This window comes from Paenibacillus dendritiformis (assembly GCF_015845845.1).
GTDB lineage: Bacteria > Bacillota > Bacilli > Paenibacillales > Paenibacillaceae > Paenibacillus_B > Paenibacillus_B dendritiformis_C.
The window spans coordinates 16,502-37,354 of sequence record NZ_LDIG01000133.1; the positions used below are offsets into that span (position 1 = coordinate 16,502).

At 54.8% G+C, this 20,853-nt stretch carries 19 protein-coding genes; 17 read left to right on the plus strand and 2 right to left on the minus strand.

The window, feature by feature from the left end:
- Window positions 1-41: 41 nt before the first annotated feature.
- Together ytvI and yfbR are read right to left on the minus strand one after the other, a co-directional pair.
- The gene (ytvI, locus tag ABD76_RS12435; RefSeq protein ID WP_197257280.1) at window positions 42-1,178 is read right to left on the minus strand and encodes a sporulation integral membrane protein YtvI; all 1,137 of its coding nucleotides are present in this window, start codon (window positions 1,176-1,178) and stop codon (window positions 42-44) included.
- A gap of 129 nt (window positions 1,179-1,307) precedes the next feature.
- Window positions 1,308-1,937: a 5'-deoxynucleotidase gene (yfbR, locus tag ABD76_RS12440; RefSeq protein ID WP_197257282.1), complete on the minus strand. Its 630-nt coding sequence runs from the start codon at window positions 1,935-1,937 to the stop codon at window positions 1,308-1,310.
- Between the two features lie 225 nt (window positions 1,938-2,162).
- Here yfbR and ABD76_RS12445 point away from each other — a divergent pair, with 225 nt between their 5' ends.
- From ABD76_RS12445 to ABD76_RS12520, 17 genes are all read left to right on the plus strand, one after another.
- On the plus strand, window positions 2,163-3,713 hold the full coding sequence (locus tag ABD76_RS12445) for a fumarate hydratase (RefSeq protein ID WP_197257284.1): 1,551 nt from the start codon (window positions 2,163-2,165) through the stop codon (window positions 3,711-3,713).
- A 284-nt stretch (window positions 3,714-3,997) separates the two neighbouring features.
- Window positions 3,998-5,809 (plus strand): two-component system histidine kinase PnpS, encoded by a 1,812-nt coding sequence (gene pnpS / locus ABD76_RS12450; protein ID WP_197257286.1) that lies wholly within the window; start codon window positions 3,998-4,000, stop codon window positions 5,807-5,809.
- A 154-nt stretch (window positions 5,810-5,963) separates the two neighbouring features.
- A complete protein-coding gene (locus tag ABD76_RS12455; RefSeq protein WP_197257287.1) occupies window positions 5,964-6,680 on the plus strand; it encodes a response regulator transcription factor in 717 nt (238 codons plus the stop codon).
- A gap of 509 nt (window positions 6,681-7,189) precedes the next feature.
- A complete protein-coding gene (locus tag ABD76_RS12460) occupies window positions 7,190-8,275 on the plus strand; it encodes a methyl-accepting chemotaxis protein (protein ID WP_242069542.1) in 1,086 nt (361 codons plus the stop codon).
- Between the two features lie 216 nt (window positions 8,276-8,491).
- The gene (locus ABD76_RS29520) at window positions 8,492-8,845 is read left to right on the plus strand and encodes a helix-turn-helix domain-containing protein (protein WP_242069543.1); all 354 of its coding nucleotides are present in this window, start codon (window positions 8,492-8,494) and stop codon (window positions 8,843-8,845) included.
- 13 nt (window positions 8,846-8,858) lie between these two features.
- Window positions 8,859-9,425, plus strand: a complete 567-nt coding sequence (locus tag ABD76_RS29525) for a PRD domain-containing protein (RefSeq protein ID WP_242069544.1) — start codon at window positions 8,859-8,861, stop codon at window positions 9,423-9,425.
- A 678-nt stretch (window positions 9,426-10,103) separates the two neighbouring features.
- Window positions 10,104-11,117, plus strand: a complete 1,014-nt coding sequence (locus tag ABD76_RS12470; protein ID WP_197257290.1) for a PstS family phosphate ABC transporter substrate-binding protein — start codon at window positions 10,104-10,106, stop codon at window positions 11,115-11,117.
- Between the two features lie 137 nt (window positions 11,118-11,254).
- A complete protein-coding gene (pstC, locus tag ABD76_RS12475) occupies window positions 11,255-12,181 on the plus strand; it encodes a phosphate ABC transporter permease subunit PstC (RefSeq protein ID WP_197257292.1) in 927 nt (308 codons plus the stop codon).
- 3 nt (window positions 12,182-12,184) lie between these two features.
- On the plus strand, window positions 12,185-13,060 hold the full coding sequence (gene pstA / locus ABD76_RS12480) for a phosphate ABC transporter permease PstA (RefSeq protein WP_197257294.1): 876 nt from the start codon (window positions 12,185-12,187) through the stop codon (window positions 13,058-13,060).
- Between the two features lie 12 nt (window positions 13,061-13,072).
- Window positions 13,073-13,876: a phosphate ABC transporter ATP-binding protein PstB gene (pstB, locus tag ABD76_RS12485; protein WP_168180708.1), complete on the plus strand. Its 804-nt coding sequence runs from the start codon at window positions 13,073-13,075 to the stop codon at window positions 13,874-13,876.
- An 18-nt stretch (window positions 13,877-13,894) separates the two neighbouring features.
- Entirely contained in the window at window positions 13,895-14,554 is a 660-nt protein-coding gene (phoU, locus tag ABD76_RS12490) for a phosphate signaling complex protein PhoU (RefSeq protein ID WP_197257296.1), read from the plus strand.
- A 7-nt stretch (window positions 14,555-14,561) separates the two neighbouring features.
- Window positions 14,562-15,017: a hypothetical protein gene (locus ABD76_RS12495; protein ID WP_197257298.1), complete on the plus strand. Its 456-nt coding sequence runs from the start codon at window positions 14,562-14,564 to the stop codon at window positions 15,015-15,017.
- Window positions 15,018-15,242: 225 nt separating this feature from the next.
- A complete protein-coding gene (gene polA / locus ABD76_RS12500) occupies window positions 15,243-17,912 on the plus strand; it encodes a DNA polymerase I (protein WP_197257299.1) in 2,670 nt (889 codons plus the stop codon).
- A gap of 63 nt (window positions 17,913-17,975) precedes the next feature.
- Window positions 17,976-18,818 (plus strand): DNA-formamidopyrimidine glycosylase, encoded by an 843-nt coding sequence (gene mutM / locus ABD76_RS12505; protein WP_197257301.1) that lies wholly within the window; start codon window positions 17,976-17,978, stop codon window positions 18,816-18,818.
- Between the two features lie 99 nt (window positions 18,819-18,917).
- Window positions 18,918-19,628 carry an MntP/YtaF family protein gene (locus ABD76_RS12510; RefSeq protein WP_197257303.1) on the plus strand — a complete coding sequence of 237 codons (711 nt, stop codon included), beginning with the start codon at window positions 18,918-18,920 and terminating at the stop codon, window positions 19,626-19,628.
- A 30-nt stretch (window positions 19,629-19,658) separates the two neighbouring features.
- A complete protein-coding gene (gene coaE, locus ABD76_RS12515; protein ID WP_197257304.1) occupies window positions 19,659-20,255 on the plus strand; it encodes a dephospho-CoA kinase in 597 nt (198 codons plus the stop codon).
- Window positions 20,252-20,836: a lytic transglycosylase domain-containing protein gene (locus tag ABD76_RS12520; protein ID WP_197257305.1), complete on the plus strand. Its 585-nt coding sequence runs from the start codon at window positions 20,252-20,254 to the stop codon at window positions 20,834-20,836. Before coaE ends, ABD76_RS12520 begins: the two co-directional genes overlap by 4 nt.
- Window positions 20,837-20,853: the final 17 nt, after the last annotated feature.

Here is a 20,853-nt window from a genome sequence, read left to right on the forward strand (position 1 = left end):
CATTCCAGGGGAATGGCGCTCTCTTTTCCTTGCTGCGCTGCTTATTTGGGGGCCGGGGGCGCGGCCGGGAAGAAGGAACCGGTCATAATATACCGCCAGACATCGCGGAATACATGAGCCCGCTGCAGCGCCGTCAATATGACGAGGGCGATGATGCCGACGAAAATGCCGATCACCCCGAACAGATGAAGTCCCGCGAACAAAAAGATTAACAGCAGGAGCGGGTTCAGTCCGATGCTGGATCCATACACTTTCGGTTCCAGGGCGTGCCGCGTCACGAGGATAATCGGCCACAGCACCAGAAGACCGGTCCCCAGGAACAGGTTGCCTTCGAAGAAGGAGAACACCGCCCATGGGACGACAATGGCGGGGATGCCGATAAGCGGTATCAGATCGACGATGCCCCCGATAATGGCGATCGTGAAGGCGTACTCGACGCCAAGAACAAGCAGACCGAGGAAAAAGACAAGTGCGGTAATGCTGGATAAAATAATATGCCCCTTCACGTATCCGAAAATGGCATGCTGCAGATCGCCGATGACGACGCCGAGGGAGGCGCGCACCCGTTCGGGCACCATCTGCTTGCTCGCCGCCGCCAGCGAATTCCACTGTCTGCTGATCAGATAGGTTGCGACCATAATAATGACAGTGATGACCGCCAGCTTGGGCAGGAACAGCACGGTCGCTTTAATAAAGTTGAATAAATAGGCGACGAGGGCCGAGCCGGTCGTCGCGATCGTGCTTGTATATTTCGAGAGGGACGACTGCAGGTCGATCGATGTCAGCGTAGCATTCAGATCGGTCAGAAGCGCCTGGAATTCAGGAGAATGATAGTAGTCATTCAGCCAATCCTTCCACTCCGCGATCTGTTCCTGCACGAGACCGACGATATGCCAGGATTCCGACACGATTTTGGTCGTGAAGACGAATATCGCGAACGCGATAATCGATCCGAACAGCAGTATGGAAGAGGCTACGGCGGTCCAGCGCGGGAACCTCCATCTCCGCTCCAAAAACCGTACGAGCGGGTTCATCATATAGGCCAGCAGCCAGGCGATCAAGAACGGATAAATAATCGGGAAGCCATAATAGAATAGCAAAATCGCCCCAAGCGCAACGATGGTTACCCATAGGCCGCGAAAAATGCGATGAACGAGTGTGACATTGAATAATGGCATGATGTTCTTCCTTTCTTCCTATCCAACGGCGACAATGTTCGCTGTATTTTTACCTTAATTTTAACAGACCGCGGGATGATTTCCAAAACCCTAACAGTCCGTGGGATAGGAAGAAGGAACTACGGGAGCCTAGCTGTCGGACAGCGACATTTCGTCCAGCGTCATGTCGAAGCTTGGCGCGAGATGGGCAAGGACATAGTCGACTTCCTCCAGACCGAGCTCCCGCAATTTGTGTTCGGTCTGCCGGCGGGCTACATCGAACTCCCGGTTGCCCGCCGCCGCTTCGCTTCCGCATTTGAAGTAGGCGTCGAGCAGATCGGCAGCCTTCACATAGCGCTTCAGATCCTCATCGAGCGTCTGATCGATGAGCGGCGCGTAGGCCGCCTGCAGCTCGGCCGGAATCATGCCGATAAGCCGCTCGGCAGCCAATTGCTCGATCTCGCGGAAGTTGGCCAGAATGCGCGTATTGTGATGCTTGACCGGCGTCGGAATATCGCCCGTGAACACTTCCGTCGCGTCGTGGAACAGCGCCATCATGACGGCCCGGCCCGTATCCAGCGCTTTGCCGTACACCTCATTCCCGATCGTGCACAGCATATGGGTCGTCATCGCGACGTGGAAGCTGTGCTCGGCCACATTTTCCTTCGTCGTATTGCGCATCAGGCTCCAGCGCTCGATATGCTTCAAGCGATACATGTAGGCAAAAAAATGATGTCCGCGCGGGCGCCCGGGTTGGGCCTCGTCCTTGGTTGGATCCATAGGTTCTCATCCTTTCCGGCATCACGTCGAGCTTCGGATAACTTCGTCCGGAAGTCTTCGACAGACGCTTCTATTATGCTATTATATTACTATAGGAAGCGGATTCACGCCGCATGCGGCATCTCGAATCGGCCGAAGCAAAGAAGATAGAGAGGAACCCGACATACAGCCAGATCATTGCAGAGAGACAGCGGGATATTCGAAGAGAGGGGCTTGGGTTTGCTTATGAAATCGTTTTTGCAGAGCGTATATGATTTGATCGTGGAGACATCAACCAATCTGCCCGGCGATGTGCGCAAGGCGATCCGGGAAGCGCAAGCGCGCGAGGACGCCGCTACGCGCGCCGGATTGTCCCTGGGCACGATCGCCCGCAACATTGCGATGGCGGAGACGAAGGTATCCCCCATCTGCCAGGATACCGGCATGCCGACGTTCATCGTGCATACCCCGGTTGGCGCGAATCAGATTGTCATGAAGCGGGATATTCAGGAGGCGGTCAGCCGCGCGACGAAGGAAGGCAAGCTCCGCACCAATTCCGTCGATTCGCTGACGGGCGCGAACAGCGGAGACAACCTCGGCCCGGGAACGCCGGTCATCCATTTCGAGCAGTGGGAGCGCGATGATATCAAGGTGCGCCTTATTTTGAAAGGCGGCGGCTGCGAGAACAAGAACGTCCAGTACAGCCTGCCGACGGAGCTGGAGGGCTTGGGCAAGGCGGGCCGCGATCTCGACGGCATCCGCAAGTGCATTCTGCATGCGGTCTATCAGGCGCAGGGGCAGGGCTGCAGCGCGGGCTTCATCGGCGTCGGCATCGGCGGCGATCGGACGACGGGCTACGAGTTGGCGAAGCAGCAGTTGTTCCGCCGCGTCGATGATACGAATCCGATCGACGAGCTGCGCCAATTGGAAGAATATATTATGGATAAGGCGAATCGGTTGGGCATCGGCACGATGGGCTTCGGCGGCGAAGTCACCCTGCTTGGCTGCAAGATCGGAGTCATGAACCGGCTGCCGGCCAGCTTCTTCGTATCGGTCGCTTACAACTGCTGGGCCTACCGGCGCCAGGGTGTCCTGCTCGATAGCGCGAGCGGAGAGATCAAGGAATGGGTGTACGAGCGGGGCAGCGAGCTCCCGATGGACAGCGCGGCCGATGAGGCGGCAGGAGCGGCCGAAGAAGCGCCAGCGAAGAGCGAGAGCCGCCGCATCGTGCTGAACACGCCGATCTCCGAGGAGCAGATTCGATCCTTGAAGGTGGGAGACGTCGTTGTAATCAACGGAGAGATGCATACGGGACGCGACGCCCTGCACAAATATTTGATGGATCACGATGCGCCGGTCGATCTGAACGGGGCGGTCATCTATCATTGCGGCCCAGTCATGCTGAAGGATGAGGAAGGCTGGCATGTCAAGGCAGCCGGACCGACCACGAGCATCCGCGAGGAGCCGTACCAGGGCGATATCATTAAGAAATTCGGCATCCGCGCCGTCATCGGCAAAGGCGGCATGGGAGCGAAGACGCTGGCCGCGCTGCAGGAGCATGGCGCCGTTTATTTGAATGCGATTGGCGGAGCGGCTCAATATTATGCGGAATGCATGAAGCAAGTGAACGGAGTCGATTTCCTCGAATTCGGCATTCCGGAAGCGATGTGGCATCTCGAGGTGGAAGGGTTCGCGGCGATTGTCACGATGGATGCGCACGGCAACAGCCTGCACGCCGACGTCGAGCGCAGCTCGTTCGAGAAGCTGGCTCAGTTCAAGGAGCCTGTCTTTGGATAAGCAATGATTCGTTTATCCCCGGTCGCGGACCGGGGATTTATTTGTTTATCGTCATTGCGGAGTGGAAGCATGTGCGTTTCGCGGGAAGAAGATTTTGGCGCCGGACCTGCTCTGGGCCGGCCGGAATGATAATGTTCACCGGAAGGGAAGAATAGGGAGAACGCGCTGCCTTTCGGGGCGAAGGTTTACAAAACCTTTACATTAGACGGTCTAGCCAAACGGCGCAACCGTCGGTAGGATGGAACATAGACCTACAACCTCGAGAATGAAGTGGAGAGATGCGCATGTCGCGGTTTCGCACGCGTTTGACTTTGATCTTTGTGCTGCTGATCGGGATATCCGTGACGGCAGCCGGCATTTATATGGCGTCCACCTTCAAGCACAATCATATCCGTCAGCTGGAGCAGAATATGTCCCGGGAAATCATGCTTATCGAGCAGACGCTCGCCTGGGTTAAGCCGGGCAGCCTGGACGACATGATTGCGTATTACAGCGGCTGGGCGCGGAAGCTTCATGACAGCGCGGACGCCCGCGTCACCTTTATTCTGGCTGACGGCACGGTCGTCGGCGATTCCGATCATAGGGCCACCGAGATGGACAATCACCTGTCGCGCGAGGAGATTGTGATGGCGGGGCAGGAAGGGATCGGCTCGAATATCCGTTACAGCGAGACGCTGGGACAAAATATGCTCTATGTTGCCAGTCCCGTTCACACGCTCAATTTTGACGGGTATATCCGTTTGGCGATGAGTCTGGAGCATGTCGAGAGCAGCGTCAGGGCGCTGTGGGCGTATTTGGCGCTTGGTCTGGCGGCATTATTCGTTATCGCCGGGATCGTCAGCTACCGGATTGCTTTCAATCTGACGCGCCCGATCGAGAATATGACTCGCGTCGCAATGCGCATCGCCCAGATGGACTACAAGGCGAGGGCCCAGGCTGTGGGGAAGGACGAGATCGGGCAGCTGGGTACCGCCATCAATGCGATGGCGGAAAGCCTCCAGGTTCAGATGTCGCAAATCCGCGAGAACGAGAGCCGGCTGCAGACGGTCATGGAGCATATGATCAATGCGATCGTGATGGTCGATGCGGAAGGCAAGGTGGCGCTGCTGAACCGGAAGGCCGAGCAAATACTCGGTATCCGCAGCCGGGAATGGCTCGGGCGCCCGTTCAGCGACGTGAGGGCTCCATATGAGATGCAGCAGATGATGGCCGAAGTCGAGGAGAAGAAGCTGCTGCGTCATGAGGAGTTGACAATTTACTACCCGGAGGAGCGACTGCTGGATGTTACCGTCGTCCCGGTATATTTTACCGATCAGGAATGGGCGGGCATTCTGCTGGTGCTGCAGGACGTCTCGGAGATTCGCCGGCTTGAGCGGATGCGGACCGAATTCGTGGCGAATGTATCTCACGAGCTCAAGACCCCGATCGCCGCGGTCAAGGGCTTCGCCGAGACGCTTCTGAACGGAGCGATGCATGATCCGGAGATTGCGAAGTCCTTCCTGCAGATTATTCAGGAGGAGAGCGAGCGCTTGAACCGGCTTATCGGCGACATTCTCGAATTGTCGAAGATCGAGGCGAAGCGGGCGGTGCTGCAATTTTCGCCGGTGGAGCTCGGGACCTTCCTGGAGCAGACGGTGGAGATGCTGCGCAAGGAGGCGGCCAGCAAGCGCATCGAGGTCCGGCTGGATACCGAGCCGGACTTGTATGTCGAGGCGGACGAGGACCGGCTGCGCCAGATTATGCTCAATTTGCTCTCCAACGCGATTAATTATACGCCGGAGGGCGGACAGGTGAAGATAGGGGCTGTGGCGCTGCATGCCCCGGATCAGGAGGAGCGGATCCGGCTGACGATCGCCGATACGGGCATCGGCATTCCGAAGAAGGATCTGCCGCGCATCTTCGAGCGTTTCTACCGGGTAGACAAGGCTCGCTCCCGCGTATCGGGCGGAACCGGGCTCGGGCTGTCGATCGTGAAGCATCTTGTCGATGCGCATGGCGGAACGATACGGGTGGAGAGCGAGTTGGGCGTTGGCACGACGTTCACGATCGAGCTTCCCGTGCTTCAGGAGTGGTCGCCGGGCGGGACAGAGCAATAAGCGCGGGCCATGACCTGTCATGCCCGCCGTACCGGCGGGACGCCGCAAAAAAATCGTCGCCGCGCCAAGGGGAAGTATGTTACGATAGGATTGCGAATATAAGCGTGAATCGGTCTGGGTACAAGGGATAGGAATTGACTTTCGGAGGATAATCATGTCTGAACGAAAAGTATTAGTCATCGAAGACGAACCGACATTGGCGAGGTTATTGTCATATAATCTGACCTTGGAAGGGTACGATACGACAGTGATCGACCACGGCTCCCAAGGGCTGCAGGTGGCGCTGCACCGCAAGTTCGATCTCATCATACTGGATATTATGCTGCCTGGGATGAACGGCTTCGAAGTGCTGTCCAAGCTGAGACAAGCCGGCATCCGCACGCCCGTCATTATTTTGACGGCGCGCAATGCGGAGGAAGAAGTCGTGCAGGGCTTGAAGCGCGGAGCGGACGACTACATTACGAAGCCGTTCGGCGTCGCTGAGCTGCTGGCTCGCGTCGGCGCCGTGCTGCGCCGCGCATCGAGCGACGAGCCGGAGGCGGAGAAAGCGGATGATAAAGTTATTGCGATTGGCGATCTTCGCATTTATCCGGAGAAGTATGAAGTGACGCTGCATCATGAGCTGATCCCGCTGCGGCCGAAGGAATTTGAAGTATTGCTCTATCTCGTCCAGCGCCCGGGCATGGTCATTACCCGCGACGACCTGATGAACGCGGTATGGGGCTTCGATTACATCGGCGGACAGCGGACGGTCGATGTCCATGTCAGCTCGCTGCGCAAGAAGCTGGAGATGAACCAGCGCTCCGTCCAGATCGATTCGATTCGGGGCGTCGGCTATAAATTGGTCCATCATAAGAAGTCGCAGCAATAATAAACAGATTTAGAAGAAATGAAAAATTTCTTCTAAATCTGAAGGTTAGGGGCACGAATAGAAACAATCTTTTTTTCATGAATCTATCGAATTCAGCGTGCAGATGTTGGTTCTATTCGTGTAACATAGCGTCCATATCCTGCTCTTCATATCAGTCGAATGCATCCCTTTATGGCTTATTTGTCCTTTCCAATGAAAGAAGTCCCCATCATTCATCCATGAACAATGCCTTCCGTTATGCCTGCTTTTCGTGTTGCTTCTCGACGAAAACCTCTCCACGTTCCTGTTTTTGGCAGGCTTAATCCGATCCAGTTGAGTGCCAAGCCTTTCCCGCCTTCCCCATTCTCTTCACATCTCCCCCTCTCTTTACAAACTCTTTACACCGCCAGGGCAAACCGTTTACAATCCCGTGCTACATTGGGACTAAAGATGCAGATTTACAAATTTAACGCAAAGGGTGCTGCTATATGACAATGCCTATATTATCTATCATGAACACGGGTTTCTCGATGAACGAACATCGTGCCGCCGCCCGGGAGTACGACGATTTGGTTCATGACGCACCGGCGATTGATCCGCAGATTCCGATCGAGGACGTCGAGGAAATGTTCCTGTCCGATTCCTCGCTGCGCTGTCTTATTGTGGTGGACGAGGCGCGGCAGCCGGTCGGGATAGTGATGCGCGAACGGTTCCATGAGCGGATGAGCAAGCGGTTCTCCCCGGCGCTCTATCATGAGAAGCCCGTATCCCGCCTGATGGATCGGGACATGGCCTGTGCGGAATGGGGGACGGATGCGGCCCAACTGCTTGAACTGGCGGGGTCCCGTCCGGAGGAGCGGATGTATGACAGCCTCATTATGACAAGCGGAGGGCAGTATGCCGGCGTGCTGTCCGCCAAGCAGCTGTCCGAGCTCTCCAGCCGCGTGCGCCGCAATGCGGAGCGCAAGGAGAGGGCGGTATTGCAATCGACGCTCCAAGCGTTCGATTCGATTCAGGGCGAGACCGGATATGTCAGGCAGGCGGCGGAAGAAGGCAAGATGCACGCGTCCGCGATGATGGACAAGACGCTGGCCGGCAAAACTTCGCTCGACCATGTATCCTCCTCCTTTCAGCAAGTATTGGAGCAGGTGAACGATCAGGCGGCGGAAATGGAGCATCTGCGGCAATATACCCATGCCGTAGCCGATTCTATCGGCGTCATCCGCGGCTGGTCCGATTCCTGTCAGATGCTGGCGCTGAACGCGTCGATTGAAGCGGCCCGCGCCGGCGAATACGGGCTGGGCTTCCAGGTCGTGGCCGCCGAGGTGCGCAAGCTGGCGATGCTGACGAAGGCGGCTACCGGGCAGATCGAGGAGACGCTGGGCCAGATGATTCAAGCATTGAATCAGGCGCTACATACGGGGGAGCGCACTCGGGAACAGGTCGGAATGACCGCAACGGGGGTAGAAGCGGCATGCGGGCGGTTCGAGCAGCTGCTGCGGGCTATCGCGCATAATCAGGAGCAGCTGGCGCAGATTGACGCCTGCGCGCAGCGCGTGGAGCAGCGGGCGCAGGCAGCCCATGCGGAATTGAAGCGAATGGCGGAGCGGGATTGAAGGCGGTGCCCTGTGAAAAAACGTCGCTGGAGCATGGGAAGTATGTTACGATAAAGGAGGAGAATGTACCGTAGGGCTGAGGTCATAGATTGACGGTCGGAGGAACATTCATTCTGAACGAAATGTTGCACTCATCCAAACCGGACTGTTCGAGCAACTGGCCTTGAAGGGCAGATTCGACAGACGGCGGGACGAAATCGCTGAAGGTGAATAAGGATGGAAAAGGATATTAGCCGCAAAATCAAATTGCTAAAGATTCTTGCTGAGGACAAGAAGTGGTTTGTTCTCTCTGAACTTGAACAAAAACTGGATTGTTCCAGTAAAACCATTCGCAAGGATATCTCAGTTCTCAATGATTTACTGCCGCAAAACGCTTCTATCTATTCGAAAAAGGGGAAAGGGATAAAATTACGTATACCCCAAGATCAAACAATATGCGAAGTCATATCCAATTTATCTAAAAAAATCCCTAACTTTTTTAGCTCTTCGTGTTTCCGATATCGAGAAAAAACTGGGCATTATATTTTTTACGAACGAGGGAAAAATACAAGCTTATACCTATATAAGTGAGTTTATTCACATATTGGAAAGAGAAGTGAAAATCGATTTAGCAAGCGACGAAGATTTTGTGTACGGCATGGTTGATTACTGCAGGCAAACCTTTTATAAATTAAAGTTTCTCCCGAAAATCATAATGCCGGAAAAGGAGACTTGCAAGTATATAAAGAAGACTTATAAAAAAACTTTTCTCTCCGTGAAGAAAGCATACAACGAATGGGCAAAGAAACTGGGAATCATCGATGTGCCCGATGAAGAAGCCGCAAAAGTAACGATGCGGATAGCGGCAACCGGGCGGCTAAAAATTATGAATAAGAAAAAAGTGCTGCTGGTTACAGATGAAGGAAAAATCTGGGAATTATACATGAAGAGCTGGCTTAATAAAAAGTTCGAGGGAAAACTGGAGATTATAGGTGAAGTGGATAGAAAAATGATTGAAGGCGATATAAAAAGCATGGACATTGACTTTATTATTACTACAATACCGCTTAATATTAATTTTCCCGAGTATAGAATCAGTTTCGTCTTGGAGTCCGTGCTTGCGATCACGTACTCTTTTTTTTCTAAAAAACTTTGCATTTCTTGGCATTGATTTCCCAATCCTTTATCAAAAAGGCTTTCTTCTTTTCCAAAAAAACCTGCACTTTTTAATATCGATTTCCCAGTCGTTTATTATAATTTTGCCAAACTGGAAGTACAGGTTGACTACTCTATGGGACCTCGTGCTTAAAAAATACTTTCTAAAATCACTTTAATATTTTCCCTATTTGAAATTTCTGATTTAAATTCTTGAAGCGTAACTTCTTCCATAATCTCACCTTATTTCATTATTAAAAATCCTCTGATGCCCCGGTAAAATTGATTTTCATCCTAAAAAATGACTTTGCAAATCAACAATATTGGGAATTTCTATGACACTATAACATACTGCAGAAAAATGTGACTTACTGCTTTTTCTCTTATTAAGGGGATATTTTAAATTTTCATGGAAATACAGAGCACACGGTCTGTCTTTGACAGGTTCATTTTTCAACTGTCGCCACGAAGCATGTCGAGCCTAGTCATGCCTTTCAGGCAGCGGATTGGCGGATCCGTTGGAGGACGTTGCTGAACTATTTTATCCGCGGCGGCTCGTATCAGCCTTGAATTTTTACACTCCGTTAACATACTTCCAAATCAGGCTTAACAAACAAGCTGTAAGATTCAGATTGTAAGGCAGCAAGCGAACTTATCGGAAAATGAGAGAACCAATTCAAAGGAGTGAATTCACTTGAAAAAGTGGGGCAAACAAATCCTGCTGCTTACTTTGGTGGCAGTGATGGCATTCGCGCTGGCGGCATGCGGCGGCAAAAAAGAAGATACCTCGAACGCGGCCGGCAATACGGGAACAGAATCAACGCAGACGAACACCGCTAACAATACGGAAAATCAAGGCAGCGAGGACAAATTGTCCGGCACGATTGAGATCGACGGTTCCAGCACGGTCTATCCGATGACTGAGGCAATTGCGGAAGAATTCGGCAAGGAGCATGGCGATGTCCGCGTCTCCGTAGGAACGTCCGGCACGGGCGGCGGCTTCAAGCGGTTCATCGCCGGCGAGACGGCCATCAGCAACGCATCCCGCCCAATCAAGGACAAGGAAGCGGAAGACGCGAAGGCGAACGGCATCGAGTATTTGGAATTGACGGTAGCATATGACGGCTTGTCCATCGTCGTGAACAAAGACAATACTTGGGTCGACAAAATCACGCTCGACGAGCTGAAAAAAATCTATGAGCCGAACTCCAAGGTCAAAACGTGGGCCGACGTGCGGGAAGGCTGGCCGAACGAGGAGATCAAAATCTACTCTCCGGGAGCCGATCATGGAACATTCGACTATTTCACGGAAGAGATTAACGGCAAGGCGCAAGAAAGCCGCAACGACGGCCAGATTACGTTCAGCGCGGACACCAACGCCATCGTGCAAGGCGTAGCCGGAGACAAAAATGCGATCGGCTACTTCGGATACTCCTTCTTCGAGGAGAATCAAGACAAACTGAAGCTCGTTCCTGTCGATAACGGAACGGCGACAGTCGCTCCTACGCTGGAGACGATTAAAGACGGAAGCTACTCGCCATTGTCCCGTCCGCTCCTTATTTACGTAAGCAAGAAGCATTTGGAGAAGCCGGAAGTGAAGGCTTATGTCGAGTACTACCTGCAGACGGCAGGCAGCATCGCCGAGGAAGTCGGATATGTGCCGCTGCCGCAAGAGAAATATGACGAGCAGTTGAACCAGTTGAAGTAATCGCAGGAATTCGGACGCAGCAGTCATACACGATGATGAACGTGTGATGTCTCTTCTCCTCATGAATTAGGGACATCACATTTTCATAGCGTGATTGTTAACGAATTGTAAATGAAGCTAAAAGTGAGGTTAAGCATATGCAGGCGAATGTCCCGCAACAAGAAGCGAAGCTGACGTTCCGTAACCGCAGAATGCATTTGTCGGACAAAATCGTGCCGGTGCTGCTGTTCCTGTGCGCGGCCGTCTCGGTTCTGACGACGATAGGCATCGTCTATACGTTATTCTCGGAGACATGGAACTTCTTCTCCCGCGTCAACATCGCCGACTTCCTGTTCGGCACCCGATGGAGCCCGCTCATTCAGCCGAAGGAGTTCGGCATTCTGCCGCTTATCGGAGGGACGCTGCTGGTTACGCTCATCGCTTGTCTGGTCGCTATCCCGATCGGACTGGCTAGCGCCATCTATCTGAGCGAATACGCGCCGGATCGCGTCCGCAAGATCGTCAAGCCGGTTCTGGAAGTGTTGGCTGGCGTGCCAACCATTGTATACGGCTATTTCGCCCTCACCTTCGTCACGCCGATCATCCGGGAGATCTTCCCGAGCACAGGCGTGTTCAATGCGCTCAGCGCCGGAATCGTCGTCGGCATCATGATTATCCCGATGGTCTCCTCCCTGAGCGAGGACGCGATGACGGCGGTGCCGCGCAGCCTGCGTCACGGGGCTTACGCCCTCGGGGCCACGCGCTTCGAGGTGGCGCTGAAGATTGTCGTGCCGGCCGCATTATCCGGCATCGTCTCCTCCGCCGTGCTGGCCTTCTCGCGGGCCATCGGCGAGACGATGATCGTGACGGTAGCCGCAGGGGCGACCCCGCAGCTGACGTTCAATCCGCTGGAGAGCATTCAGACGATGACGGCGTATATCGTGCAGGTCAGCTTGGGCGACACGCCGCATGGATCCATTGAATACGGCACGATTTTCGCTGTCGGCATGACGCTGTTCATCATTACGTTTCTGCTTAATATATTGGCGCTTTGGGTTGCACGCCGGTTTAGGGAGGAGTATTGACAGATGGCGATGTTACAAGACGCGAACCGCAAGCAGATCAGCACCCGGCGGAAAATCGATTTTTGCCTGCACATTCTTTTTGTTATTGCTACCTTGATCGGAATCGTGGCGCTGATGGCGCTGCTCGTAAACATTATGATGGACGGTTTGTCGCGGCTCAATGCCGATTTGTTCACGAACTACCCGTCCCGCCGGCCTGCCGCCGCGGGGATGAAGTCGGCGATCGTCGGATCGATTTATATGGTGCTCATCATGGCGCCCATCTCATTCATTCTTGGCGTAGGAGCGGCAATCTATCTGGAAGAATACGCGAAAAAGAACGCTCTTACCCGGTTCATCCAGTTGAATATCAGCACATTGGCGGGGGTTCCGTCCATCGTGTACGGGATTCTCGGGCTTACGATTTTCGTGCGCGGCATGGCGCTTGACCGCAGCCTGCTCTCCGGAGCGCTCACGATGACCTTGCTCGTGCTGCCGATCATTATCGTATCCGCCCAAGAAGCGATTCGCGCGGTTCCGAAGACGCGGCGCGACGCTTCGTTCGCGCTTGGCGCGACCAAATGGCAGACGGTCTCCCGTTCGGTCATGCCATCGGCCATCTCCGGCATACTGACCGGGGTTATCCTGGCATTGTCCCGGGCAATCGGCGAGACTGCGCCGCTCGTGATGATCGGCGCCCTGACGTTCGTGGCCTTTCTTCCGAACAGCATTTTGGATCAGTTCACCGTTATGCCGATCCAGATTTTCAACTGGGTATCGCGGCCGCAGCTGGCGTTCCATGAGTTGGCCGCAGCGGGCATCATCGTGCTGCTGGCGCTGCTCATCGTGATGAACCTGTCAGCCGTGCTGCTCCGCAACAAATATCAGAATAACAGATAAGGAGACGATCGTATGACGACGGCGGCGATAACGAAGAATCCGGCAACAACCGTAACGGATCTGAAGCCTATCATTAATATCGACAGCCTGAACTTGTATTACGGCACCTACCACGCGCTCAAGAACGTATCGATGACGATTCCCGAGAAGGCGGTCACCGCGTTCATCGGCCCTTCCGGCTGCGGCAAGTCGACGCTGCTCCGGACGCTGAACCGGATGAATGACATGATAGCCGGCACGCGCATCGAGGGTCGGGTAGAGATTGCCGGGACTAATATTTACAGCAATGAAGTCGATGTGGAGACGCTGCGCAAAAAAGTGGGCATGGTCTTCCAGCAGCCGAACCCTTTTCCGAAATCGATATATGACAATATTGCATACGGCCCGCGGCTCCATGGCATTCGCAACAAGGCGAAGCTGGATGAGATCGTCGAGCAGAGCCTGCGTTCCGCCGTGCTGTGGGATGAAGTGAAGGACTATTTGAAGCGGTCGGCATTCAGTCTGTCCGGGGGGCAGCAGCAGCGCCTCTGCATCGCGCGCGCGTTGGCGGTCAACCCCGAGATTCTGCTGATGGATGAAGCGACATCCGCGCTGGATCCGATCTCGACGCTGAAGATCGAAGAGCTGGTACAGGAACTGAAGCATCAATATACGATTGTCATGGTTACGCACAATATGCACCAAGCCGCCCGCGTATCGGATCAGACCGTCTTTTTCCTCAATGGGGAAGTAGTGGAGTTCGATCAGACGGAGACGCTGTTCTCCAATCCGAGCGACAAGCGGACGGAAGATTATATTACGGGACGATTCGGCTAAAAAGGAGAGGATACCAGGATGATTAAGCGCAGGGAATTCGATCTGGGGCTGGATGAGCTCAGCCGTCTGCTCGAACAAATGGGCAGTCATGTGGAGCGCGCGCTGTTCGAATCGATAGAATCGTTGAAGACGATGGACGCGGAGCGCGCCCGGGCAATCATTAACGAGGATCCGGCTCTGAACCGGATGGAGGATGATATTATCGAGCTGGGCTCGAAGCTGATTTTGACGCAGCAGCCGGTCGCCAAAGATCTGCGGCGCATCCTTGTCGCCTTCCGCATCTCCAGCGATCTGGAGCGGATGGGGGATCTGTCGATCGACATCGCCAAGGTCGTGCTGCGGATGGAAGGCCAGACGCTGATGAAGCCGCTTATCGACCTTCCGCGCATGGCGGAGATTGTCCAGCAGATGATTACCGATTCGATTCGGGCTTACGTCCAGGAAGACATCGATCTGGCCTACAAAATGGCGAAGGACGATGATCAAGTCGATCAGCTGTACAGCCAAATCTTCCGCGAACTGCTCAGCTACGTGCTTGAAAATCCGCACAATGCCTCCCAGGCGATGCTGCTCACCTTCGTCGGCCGCTATATCGAACGGATTGCCGACCATGCCACCAATATCGGCGAGTCGGTCGTCTATCTCGTCACCAACGAACGTCCCGATCTGAATAGTTGATGCCCTCTTGCTGGAACCGTCCGGAGCTGAATCCGGGCGGTTTTTCTATGTGCTCCGTCTTATGCAGATCATCCTCGCGGCTCAGAAAATCGTGCTTGAATCGCCTTTTTCTCGTTATCCCTTCGGCGCAGAAAGCCCGGTCGAATCCGTATCTGTAGCGCCCTATGCACATTATCCCAACCGCGCAGGAAAGCAAGCCGAATGGTCTCTGCCGTGCGCTATACACATTATCCCATCAGCCCATGAAAGCAAACCGAATCCATATCTGCCGCACCTTACGCTCGTTAATCCTTCGGCTCAGGAAACTGAATCGAACCTGCATCAGTCCCGTTCTCTACTCATTATCATTATCCTCACGGCGCAGGAAATCGTGCCGAGTTCGCATCTGTACCGTCTTATGCCCAGTATCCCCATACCGCAGGTGAGGGAGATTAAGAATAACTGGAACAGAAGACTTGCTTAATGGCGGAATGGTTAAAAGGGGGTTAATGGGTGAATAGACGGACCTGAGCCGCTGGGAGATTGGCCATAAGGCGTTGGCAAGCCAACCTGACCTATAAAGATCGGAAGTTAATGTAAGTGAATCCCATTTGGCTTCCGATCTTCGGGCCGCGTTCATATTCGATTTCCTATTCGGGTTCGCGCTATGCTATCATGAAAACATGAGACGGGATTGAGGTGTTTATTAATGAAGGAAAAATGGATCGTAATCGACGGCAACAGCATTATTTACCGTGCTTTTTTTGCGATGCCGCCATTGTCGAACTCACTAGGTTTGCATACCAATGCCGTATTCGGCTTTACGCAGATGCTGCTTCGCATTTTGGAGGAGGAGCAGCCGACTCATATGCTGGTCGCGTTTGACGCGGGCAAGGAGACGTTCCGTCACGGAGACTATCAGGAGTACAAGGGCGGCCGCGAAAAGACGCCGCCGGAGCTGTCCGAGCAGTTTCCGCTTCTGAAGGAGCTGTTGACGGCGATGGGCATCGCTCATTTTGAGCTGGAGGGGTACGAGGCGGATGATATCATCGGCACGATGACCCGCCAGGCGGATGAAGCGGGACAGACGATGTATGTCGTCACCGGCGACAAGGACATGCTTCAGCTCGCTTCCGGGCACGTGTCCGTGCTGCTTACGCGGAAGGGCGTGACGGAGGTAGAGAAGTATACTCCGGCCGAGATAGAGGAGAAGTACGGGTTGAGGCCGGAACAGATTATCGATCTGAAAGGATTGATGGGAGACACCTCTGATAATATCCCGGGCGTTCCGGGGATTGGAGAGAAGACGGCGTTGAAGCTGCTGCATCAGTATGCGAGCGTCGAGAGCGTGCTGGAGCATGTGGACGAGCTGAAGGGCAAGATGAAGGAGAATCTGGTCAACCATGCGGAAGATGCCCGGATGAGCAAGAGGCTGGCCACCATTTTCCGGGAGGTTCCGCTTGATCTGCCGCCGGAGCAGATGAAGTTCGACGGCTTGAAGGCCGAGACGCTGCCGGCTCTCCGCAAGCTTGAGTTCAGGTCCGTTATCGAGCGGCTTGAAAAAGCCGGTGTCGGCGGGGAAGCGAAGCCTGCGGCCGTCGATGAATCGCTCTCTGCGGAGCGTCTCAATGTCCGTCTGGCCGGAGAAAGCGGATGGGACGGGCTAAATGAGACGCTCGCCGCGGCTGACGTGCTGATTGTGGAAGCCCATGGCGATAATCCGCATCAGGCGGAGCTCATCGGCCTGCTCGTCGGGACAGAGGAAGAGAGCTGGTATGTGACGGCAGATGAACTGCAGAGCGAAGAGGCGGCCGAGCTGCGTGCGTGGCTTGGAGACGTTCAGCGTCCAAAAAGCGGCTATGATCTCCACTATAACGAGCTGGTGCTTCATTGGGCGGGAGTTCCGCTGGAAGGAGCCGTCTTCGACGTCCATCTTGCAGCCTATCTCCTTAATCCGGAGGATGCTTCGGCTACGCTGCAGTCCGTGGCGGTGAAGTACGGCCTGCCGTCCTCCCAGGATAATGACGCCGTATACGGCAAAGGCGCCAAATTCAAGGTGCCGGAGAAGACGGTCGTCGCGCAGCATGCGGCGCGCAAGGCGAAGCTCGTCCGGCTGCTGAAGCCGGTGATGGAGAAGGCGCTGGAAGAGCAGGAGATGAATCGGCTCTTCTATGATCTCGAGCTGCCGCTATCCAAGGTATTGGCACAGATGGAGAAGACGGGCATTCGGGTGAACAAGCAGAGTCTTCACGACTTGGGCACGAACTTCAAGCAGCAGATCGAGGAAACGATGGCGCGAATCTACGAGCTGGCCGGTACGGAATTCAACATCGGATCGCCGAAGCAGTTGGGCGAGATTCTGTTCGATAAGCTGGGCTTGCCGGTCGTCAAGAAGACGAAGACGGGATATTCGACCGATGCCGAGGTGCTGGAAAAGCTCGAGCCGTACCATGACATCATTCCGCTGATCTTGCTCTACCGGCAGATGACCAAGCTGCAGTCTACCTACATTGAAGGGCTGCTGAAGGAAGTGCGCGAGAGCACAGGCAAGGTGCATACGTATTACCGTCAGACGATTGCGGCGACGGGGCGTCTGAGCAGCCAGTATCCGAATCTTCAGAATATTCCGATCCGCCTCGAGGAAGGGCGGCAAATCCGCCAGGCATTCGTGCCTTCGGAGCCGGGCTGGCACATTGTCGCGGCCGACTATTCTCAGATCGAGCTTCGGGTCCTGGCCCATATCTCTGGCGACGACAAGCTGAAAGAAGCGTTCATCCACGATATGGACATTCATACGAAGACGGCGATGGACGTATTCGGCGTCTCCGCCGACCAGGTCGACTCCAATATGCGCCGTCAGGCGAAGGCCGTCAACTTTGGCATCGTCTACGGCATCAGCGACTACGGGCTATCCCAGAACCTGCATATTACGCGGAAGGAAGCCGCCGCGTTCATCGATCAATACTTCCATGTGTTCCGCGGCGTGCGCCAATATATGGACGATATCGTCAAGCAGGCGCGCCAGGACGGCTACGTCACGACGCTGCTCGAGCGCAGACGATATCTCAAAGATATCAACGCATCGAACTACAATCTTCGTTCGTTCGCGGAACGGACGGCGATGAATACGCCGATCCAGGGAACTGCCGCGGATATTATCAAGCTGGCGATGGTGCAGATGGATGCCAAGATGAAGGAGCTCGGCTTGAAGAGCCGGATGCTGCTTCAGGTGCATGACGAATTGGTGTTCGAGGTGCCGGAGGATGAAGTGGACACGATGAAGAAGCTGGTGCCGGAAGTCATGGAAGCGGCTTTGAAGCTCGATGTGCCGCTTCGCGCCGATGTCAGCTCCGGGAGCAATTGGTACGAAGCGAAGTAAATCGAGACCAGTACTCCGCAGGAGGACAATATTCGGTATAATGGACAACGAGAGGTGATTGACATGCCGGAATTGCCGGAAGTGGAGACTGTCAAAAGGACATTAAATACGCTGGTGGCGGGAAAGACGATCGAGCGGGTGACCGTTACGCTCCCCCGCATCATCCAGCGTCCTGCGAATATAGAAGAGTTCTGCGACGCATTGAGCGGACATACGATTGAACAAGTGGAGCGGCGGGGCAAGTTTCTCCGCATTTTGCTGAACGGGCTGACGCTGGTGTCCCATCTGCGGATGGAAGGGCGCTATGGCCTGTTCCAGGCAGGAGAGTCGGTGGAGAAGCATACCCACGTCATCTTCCATCTGACGGACGGCAGCGAACTGCGGTACAAGGACGTGCGCCAGTTCGGCACGATGCATCTGTTCCGGCGCGAGGAGGAATGGGGCATGCCGCCGCTGCAGAAGCTGGGAGTGGAGCCGCTCTCGGATCAGTTCACGCCCGAAGTGCTGACCGCTTTGCTGCGCAAGCGCCGCAGCTTTATTAAACCGGTGCTTCTCAATCAGCATGTCGTGGCAGGCATCGGGAATATCTATGTGGATGAAGCGTTGTTCCGGGCAGGCATTCATCCGCAGCGGCCGGCGGACGAGCTGACCGACGCGGAATGCGTCCGCTTGCACGAAGCGATTGTCGCAACGTTGACCGAGGCGGTCGAGGCCGGAGGTTCCTCGATCAAATCCTATGTGAACGGACAGGGCGAGATGGGCATGTTCCAGCATCAGCTTCAAATGTACGGGCGTCAAGGCGAGCCGTGCATCCGCTGCGGCCAGATTATTGAAAAAAGCGTCGTCGGCGGCAGAGGCACGCATTATTGCCCGCGCTGCCAGAAGCATACCCAACGCTCCAATTAGCATTCACCCCTCTCCGCTGTTGCCCATATGATGGGATATACCGGCGGGAAGCCCGCGCCTTGGCGCGGCCGGTTCTCGCCGAGCAGGGAGGGAAATGCGATGCTAATCCAAGCAGCGTCCATGTTCGTCTTGGCTTTTGCGTTGAGCCTTGACAGCTTCGGAGTCGGAATGACTTACGGTCTGCGCCGCGTGCGTATTCCGATATTTTCGATCGTAATCATTTCGATATGCTCCGGAATGTTCATCTGGCTGTCGATGCAGGCCGGAGGGCTCCTGGTGCGGTACGTATCTCCGGTCGCCGCGCAGTGGACCGGATCGGTTATCCTGATAGCGATCGGGGCCTGGGCGATCATCCAACTCCTTCGCAAAAAGGAGGATCCGCCGGAAGCCGGCCGATGCCGGGGCGGCGGCATGAAGCCGATTCCTCCCCAGGAGCTGAAGAAATGGATCGGCCGGGCGGAATCGAAGCCGCTCATCCGCATCCAGCTGCGCCGTCTCGGCTTAGTCATTCAAATATTGAAGACGCCTTCCGCTGCCGATATCGATCGCTCGGGAAGCATCAGCGCCGCCGAAGCGGCATGGCTCGGAGCCGCGCTGTCGCTTGATGCGTTCGGCGCAGGGATCGGGGCATCCCTGCTTGGCTATCCGTCGTTGCTGACGGCGCTTGTGATCGCTTTATTCAGCGGCGCTTTCTTGCGGGCAGGCATGCATCTGGGAATGAGGTTCTCGCATCAGCGCTGGATTCAGAGAATATCATTTCTGCCAGGTTTGTTGTTAATGTTGATGGGGATGCTAAAATTGATAACCTAATGTAAGCAGGCAAATAAATGAGGTGAAGGCATGAACATCGGATTAACCGGCGGCATTGCGTCGGGGAAAAGCACCGTCTCCCGTCTGCTCGTGGAACGGGGCGCTCTCCTTGTTGATGCTGACCGGATTGCCAGGGAGATCGTGCTTCCTGGCAGTCCCGCGTTAGATCAGATCGCGGAACGGTTCGGAGCGGACATGCTGCTGCCGGACGGCTCGCTTGACCGCAAACGGCTTGGAAACGTTGTATTTGCCAATGCAGCCGAGCGGAAAGCGCTTGAAGAGATTACCCATCCGGCCATCCGGCAGGAGATGATGACGCAGATGCGCCGGCTGGAGGAAGAGCATCCGCAATCCCTTGTTGTCGTGGACGTGCCGCTGCTGTACGAGTCCGGCTTGACCGATCGCTTCGAGGAGATCGTCGTCGTCTACGTCCCGAAAGAGATTCAATTGGAGCGCTTGATGCGGCGGGACGGGTTAACCGAAGCGGAAGCGTCCGAACGGCTTCGCTCTCAGTGGGACATTGAGATGAAGCGGGAACGGGCGGATTACGTCATCGACAACAGCAAGGGAATAGAAGAGACTCGGCAGCAGGTGGAACAGTTCTTGCTTCAGAAAGGCTTGCTATGAGCCGAATCATGAATCTGATGCGGAAGAAGCGTTTTTTGCTCGTTCTCTTTCTCGGGTTTCTATTTATATTATTCGTACAATCGCAATGGCTGGGCCGCTGGATGTATCCGATTCCATATGAGGAAGAGATTCGGAAGCATGCAGCCAAGTATAAGATTGATCCGCTGCTCGTAGCGGCGATCATTCGGGTAGAGACGAATTATCAGGCTGGGCAGGAATCCCGGAAGGGCGCCATCGGCGTGATGCAGTTGATGCCGGAGACCGCCTCGTGGGCGATGGAGCAGCTCGATCTGGATACGCAATGGACGATGGAGGAATTGAAGTACGAGATCGACCCGAACATTCATATCGGCACCTGGTATTTGCAATCGCTGCATAAGCAGTTCAATGGCAATTGGATTGCGGCGATCGCGGCGTATAACGCCGGTCCGGGCAATGTAAGCAAATGGCTCCGCAACAAGACATGGGACGGGCGATACGAGACCGTGAAGCAGCAGATTCCTTATGGGGAAACGAAGCTGTACGTACAGCGCGTAATCCATTATTATGATAAGTATCAGGACGTCTATGGTGGGAAATGAATAAGCATCGGACAAGC

Bases quoted from the DNA above. Each gene is read 5' to 3' on its own strand.
- ytvI (WP_197257280.1), bottom strand. From the start codon at position 1,178: ATGCCATTATTCAATGTCACACTCGTTCATCGCATTTTTCGCGGCCTA.
- yfbR (WP_197257282.1), bottom strand. From the start codon at position 1,937: ATGGATCCAACCAAGGACGAGGCCCAACCCGGGCGCCCGCGCGGACAT.
- ABD76_RS12445 (WP_197257284.1), top strand. From the start codon at position 2,163: ATGAAATCGTTTTTGCAGAGCGTATATGATTTGATCGTGGAGACATCA.
- pnpS (WP_197257286.1), top strand. From the start codon at position 3,998: ATGTCGCGGTTTCGCACGCGTTTGACTTTGATCTTTGTGCTGCTGATC.
- ABD76_RS12455 (WP_197257287.1), top strand. From the start codon at position 5,964: ATGTCTGAACGAAAAGTATTAGTCATCGAAGACGAACCGACATTGGCG.
- ABD76_RS12460 (WP_242069542.1), top strand. From the start codon at position 7,190: ATGAACGAACATCGTGCCGCCGCCCGGGAGTACGACGATTTGGTTCAT.
- ABD76_RS29520 (WP_242069543.1), top strand. From the start codon at position 8,492: ATGGAAAAGGATATTAGCCGCAAAATCAAATTGCTAAAGATTCTTGCT.
- pstC (WP_197257292.1), top strand. From the start codon at position 11,255: ATGCAGGCGAATGTCCCGCAACAAGAAGCGAAGCTGACGTTCCGTAAC.
- pstA (WP_197257294.1), top strand. From the start codon at position 12,185: ATGGCGATGTTACAAGACGCGAACCGCAAGCAGATCAGCACCCGGCGG.
- pstB (WP_168180708.1), top strand. From the start codon at position 13,073: ATGACGACGGCGGCGATAACGAAGAATCCGGCAACAACCGTAACGGAT.
- phoU (WP_197257296.1), top strand. From the start codon at position 13,895: ATGATTAAGCGCAGGGAATTCGATCTGGGGCTGGATGAGCTCAGCCGT.
- polA (WP_197257299.1), top strand. From the start codon at position 15,243: ATGAAGGAAAAATGGATCGTAATCGACGGCAACAGCATTATTTACCGT.
- mutM (WP_197257301.1), top strand. From the start codon at position 17,976: ATGCCGGAATTGCCGGAAGTGGAGACTGTCAAAAGGACATTAAATACG.
- ABD76_RS12510 (WP_197257303.1), top strand. From the start codon at position 18,918: ATGCTAATCCAAGCAGCGTCCATGTTCGTCTTGGCTTTTGCGTTGAGC.
- coaE (WP_197257304.1), top strand. From the start codon at position 19,659: ATGAACATCGGATTAACCGGCGGCATTGCGTCGGGGAAAAGCACCGTC.
- ABD76_RS12520 (WP_197257305.1), top strand. From the start codon at position 20,252: ATGAGCCGAATCATGAATCTGATGCGGAAGAAGCGTTTTTTGCTCGTT.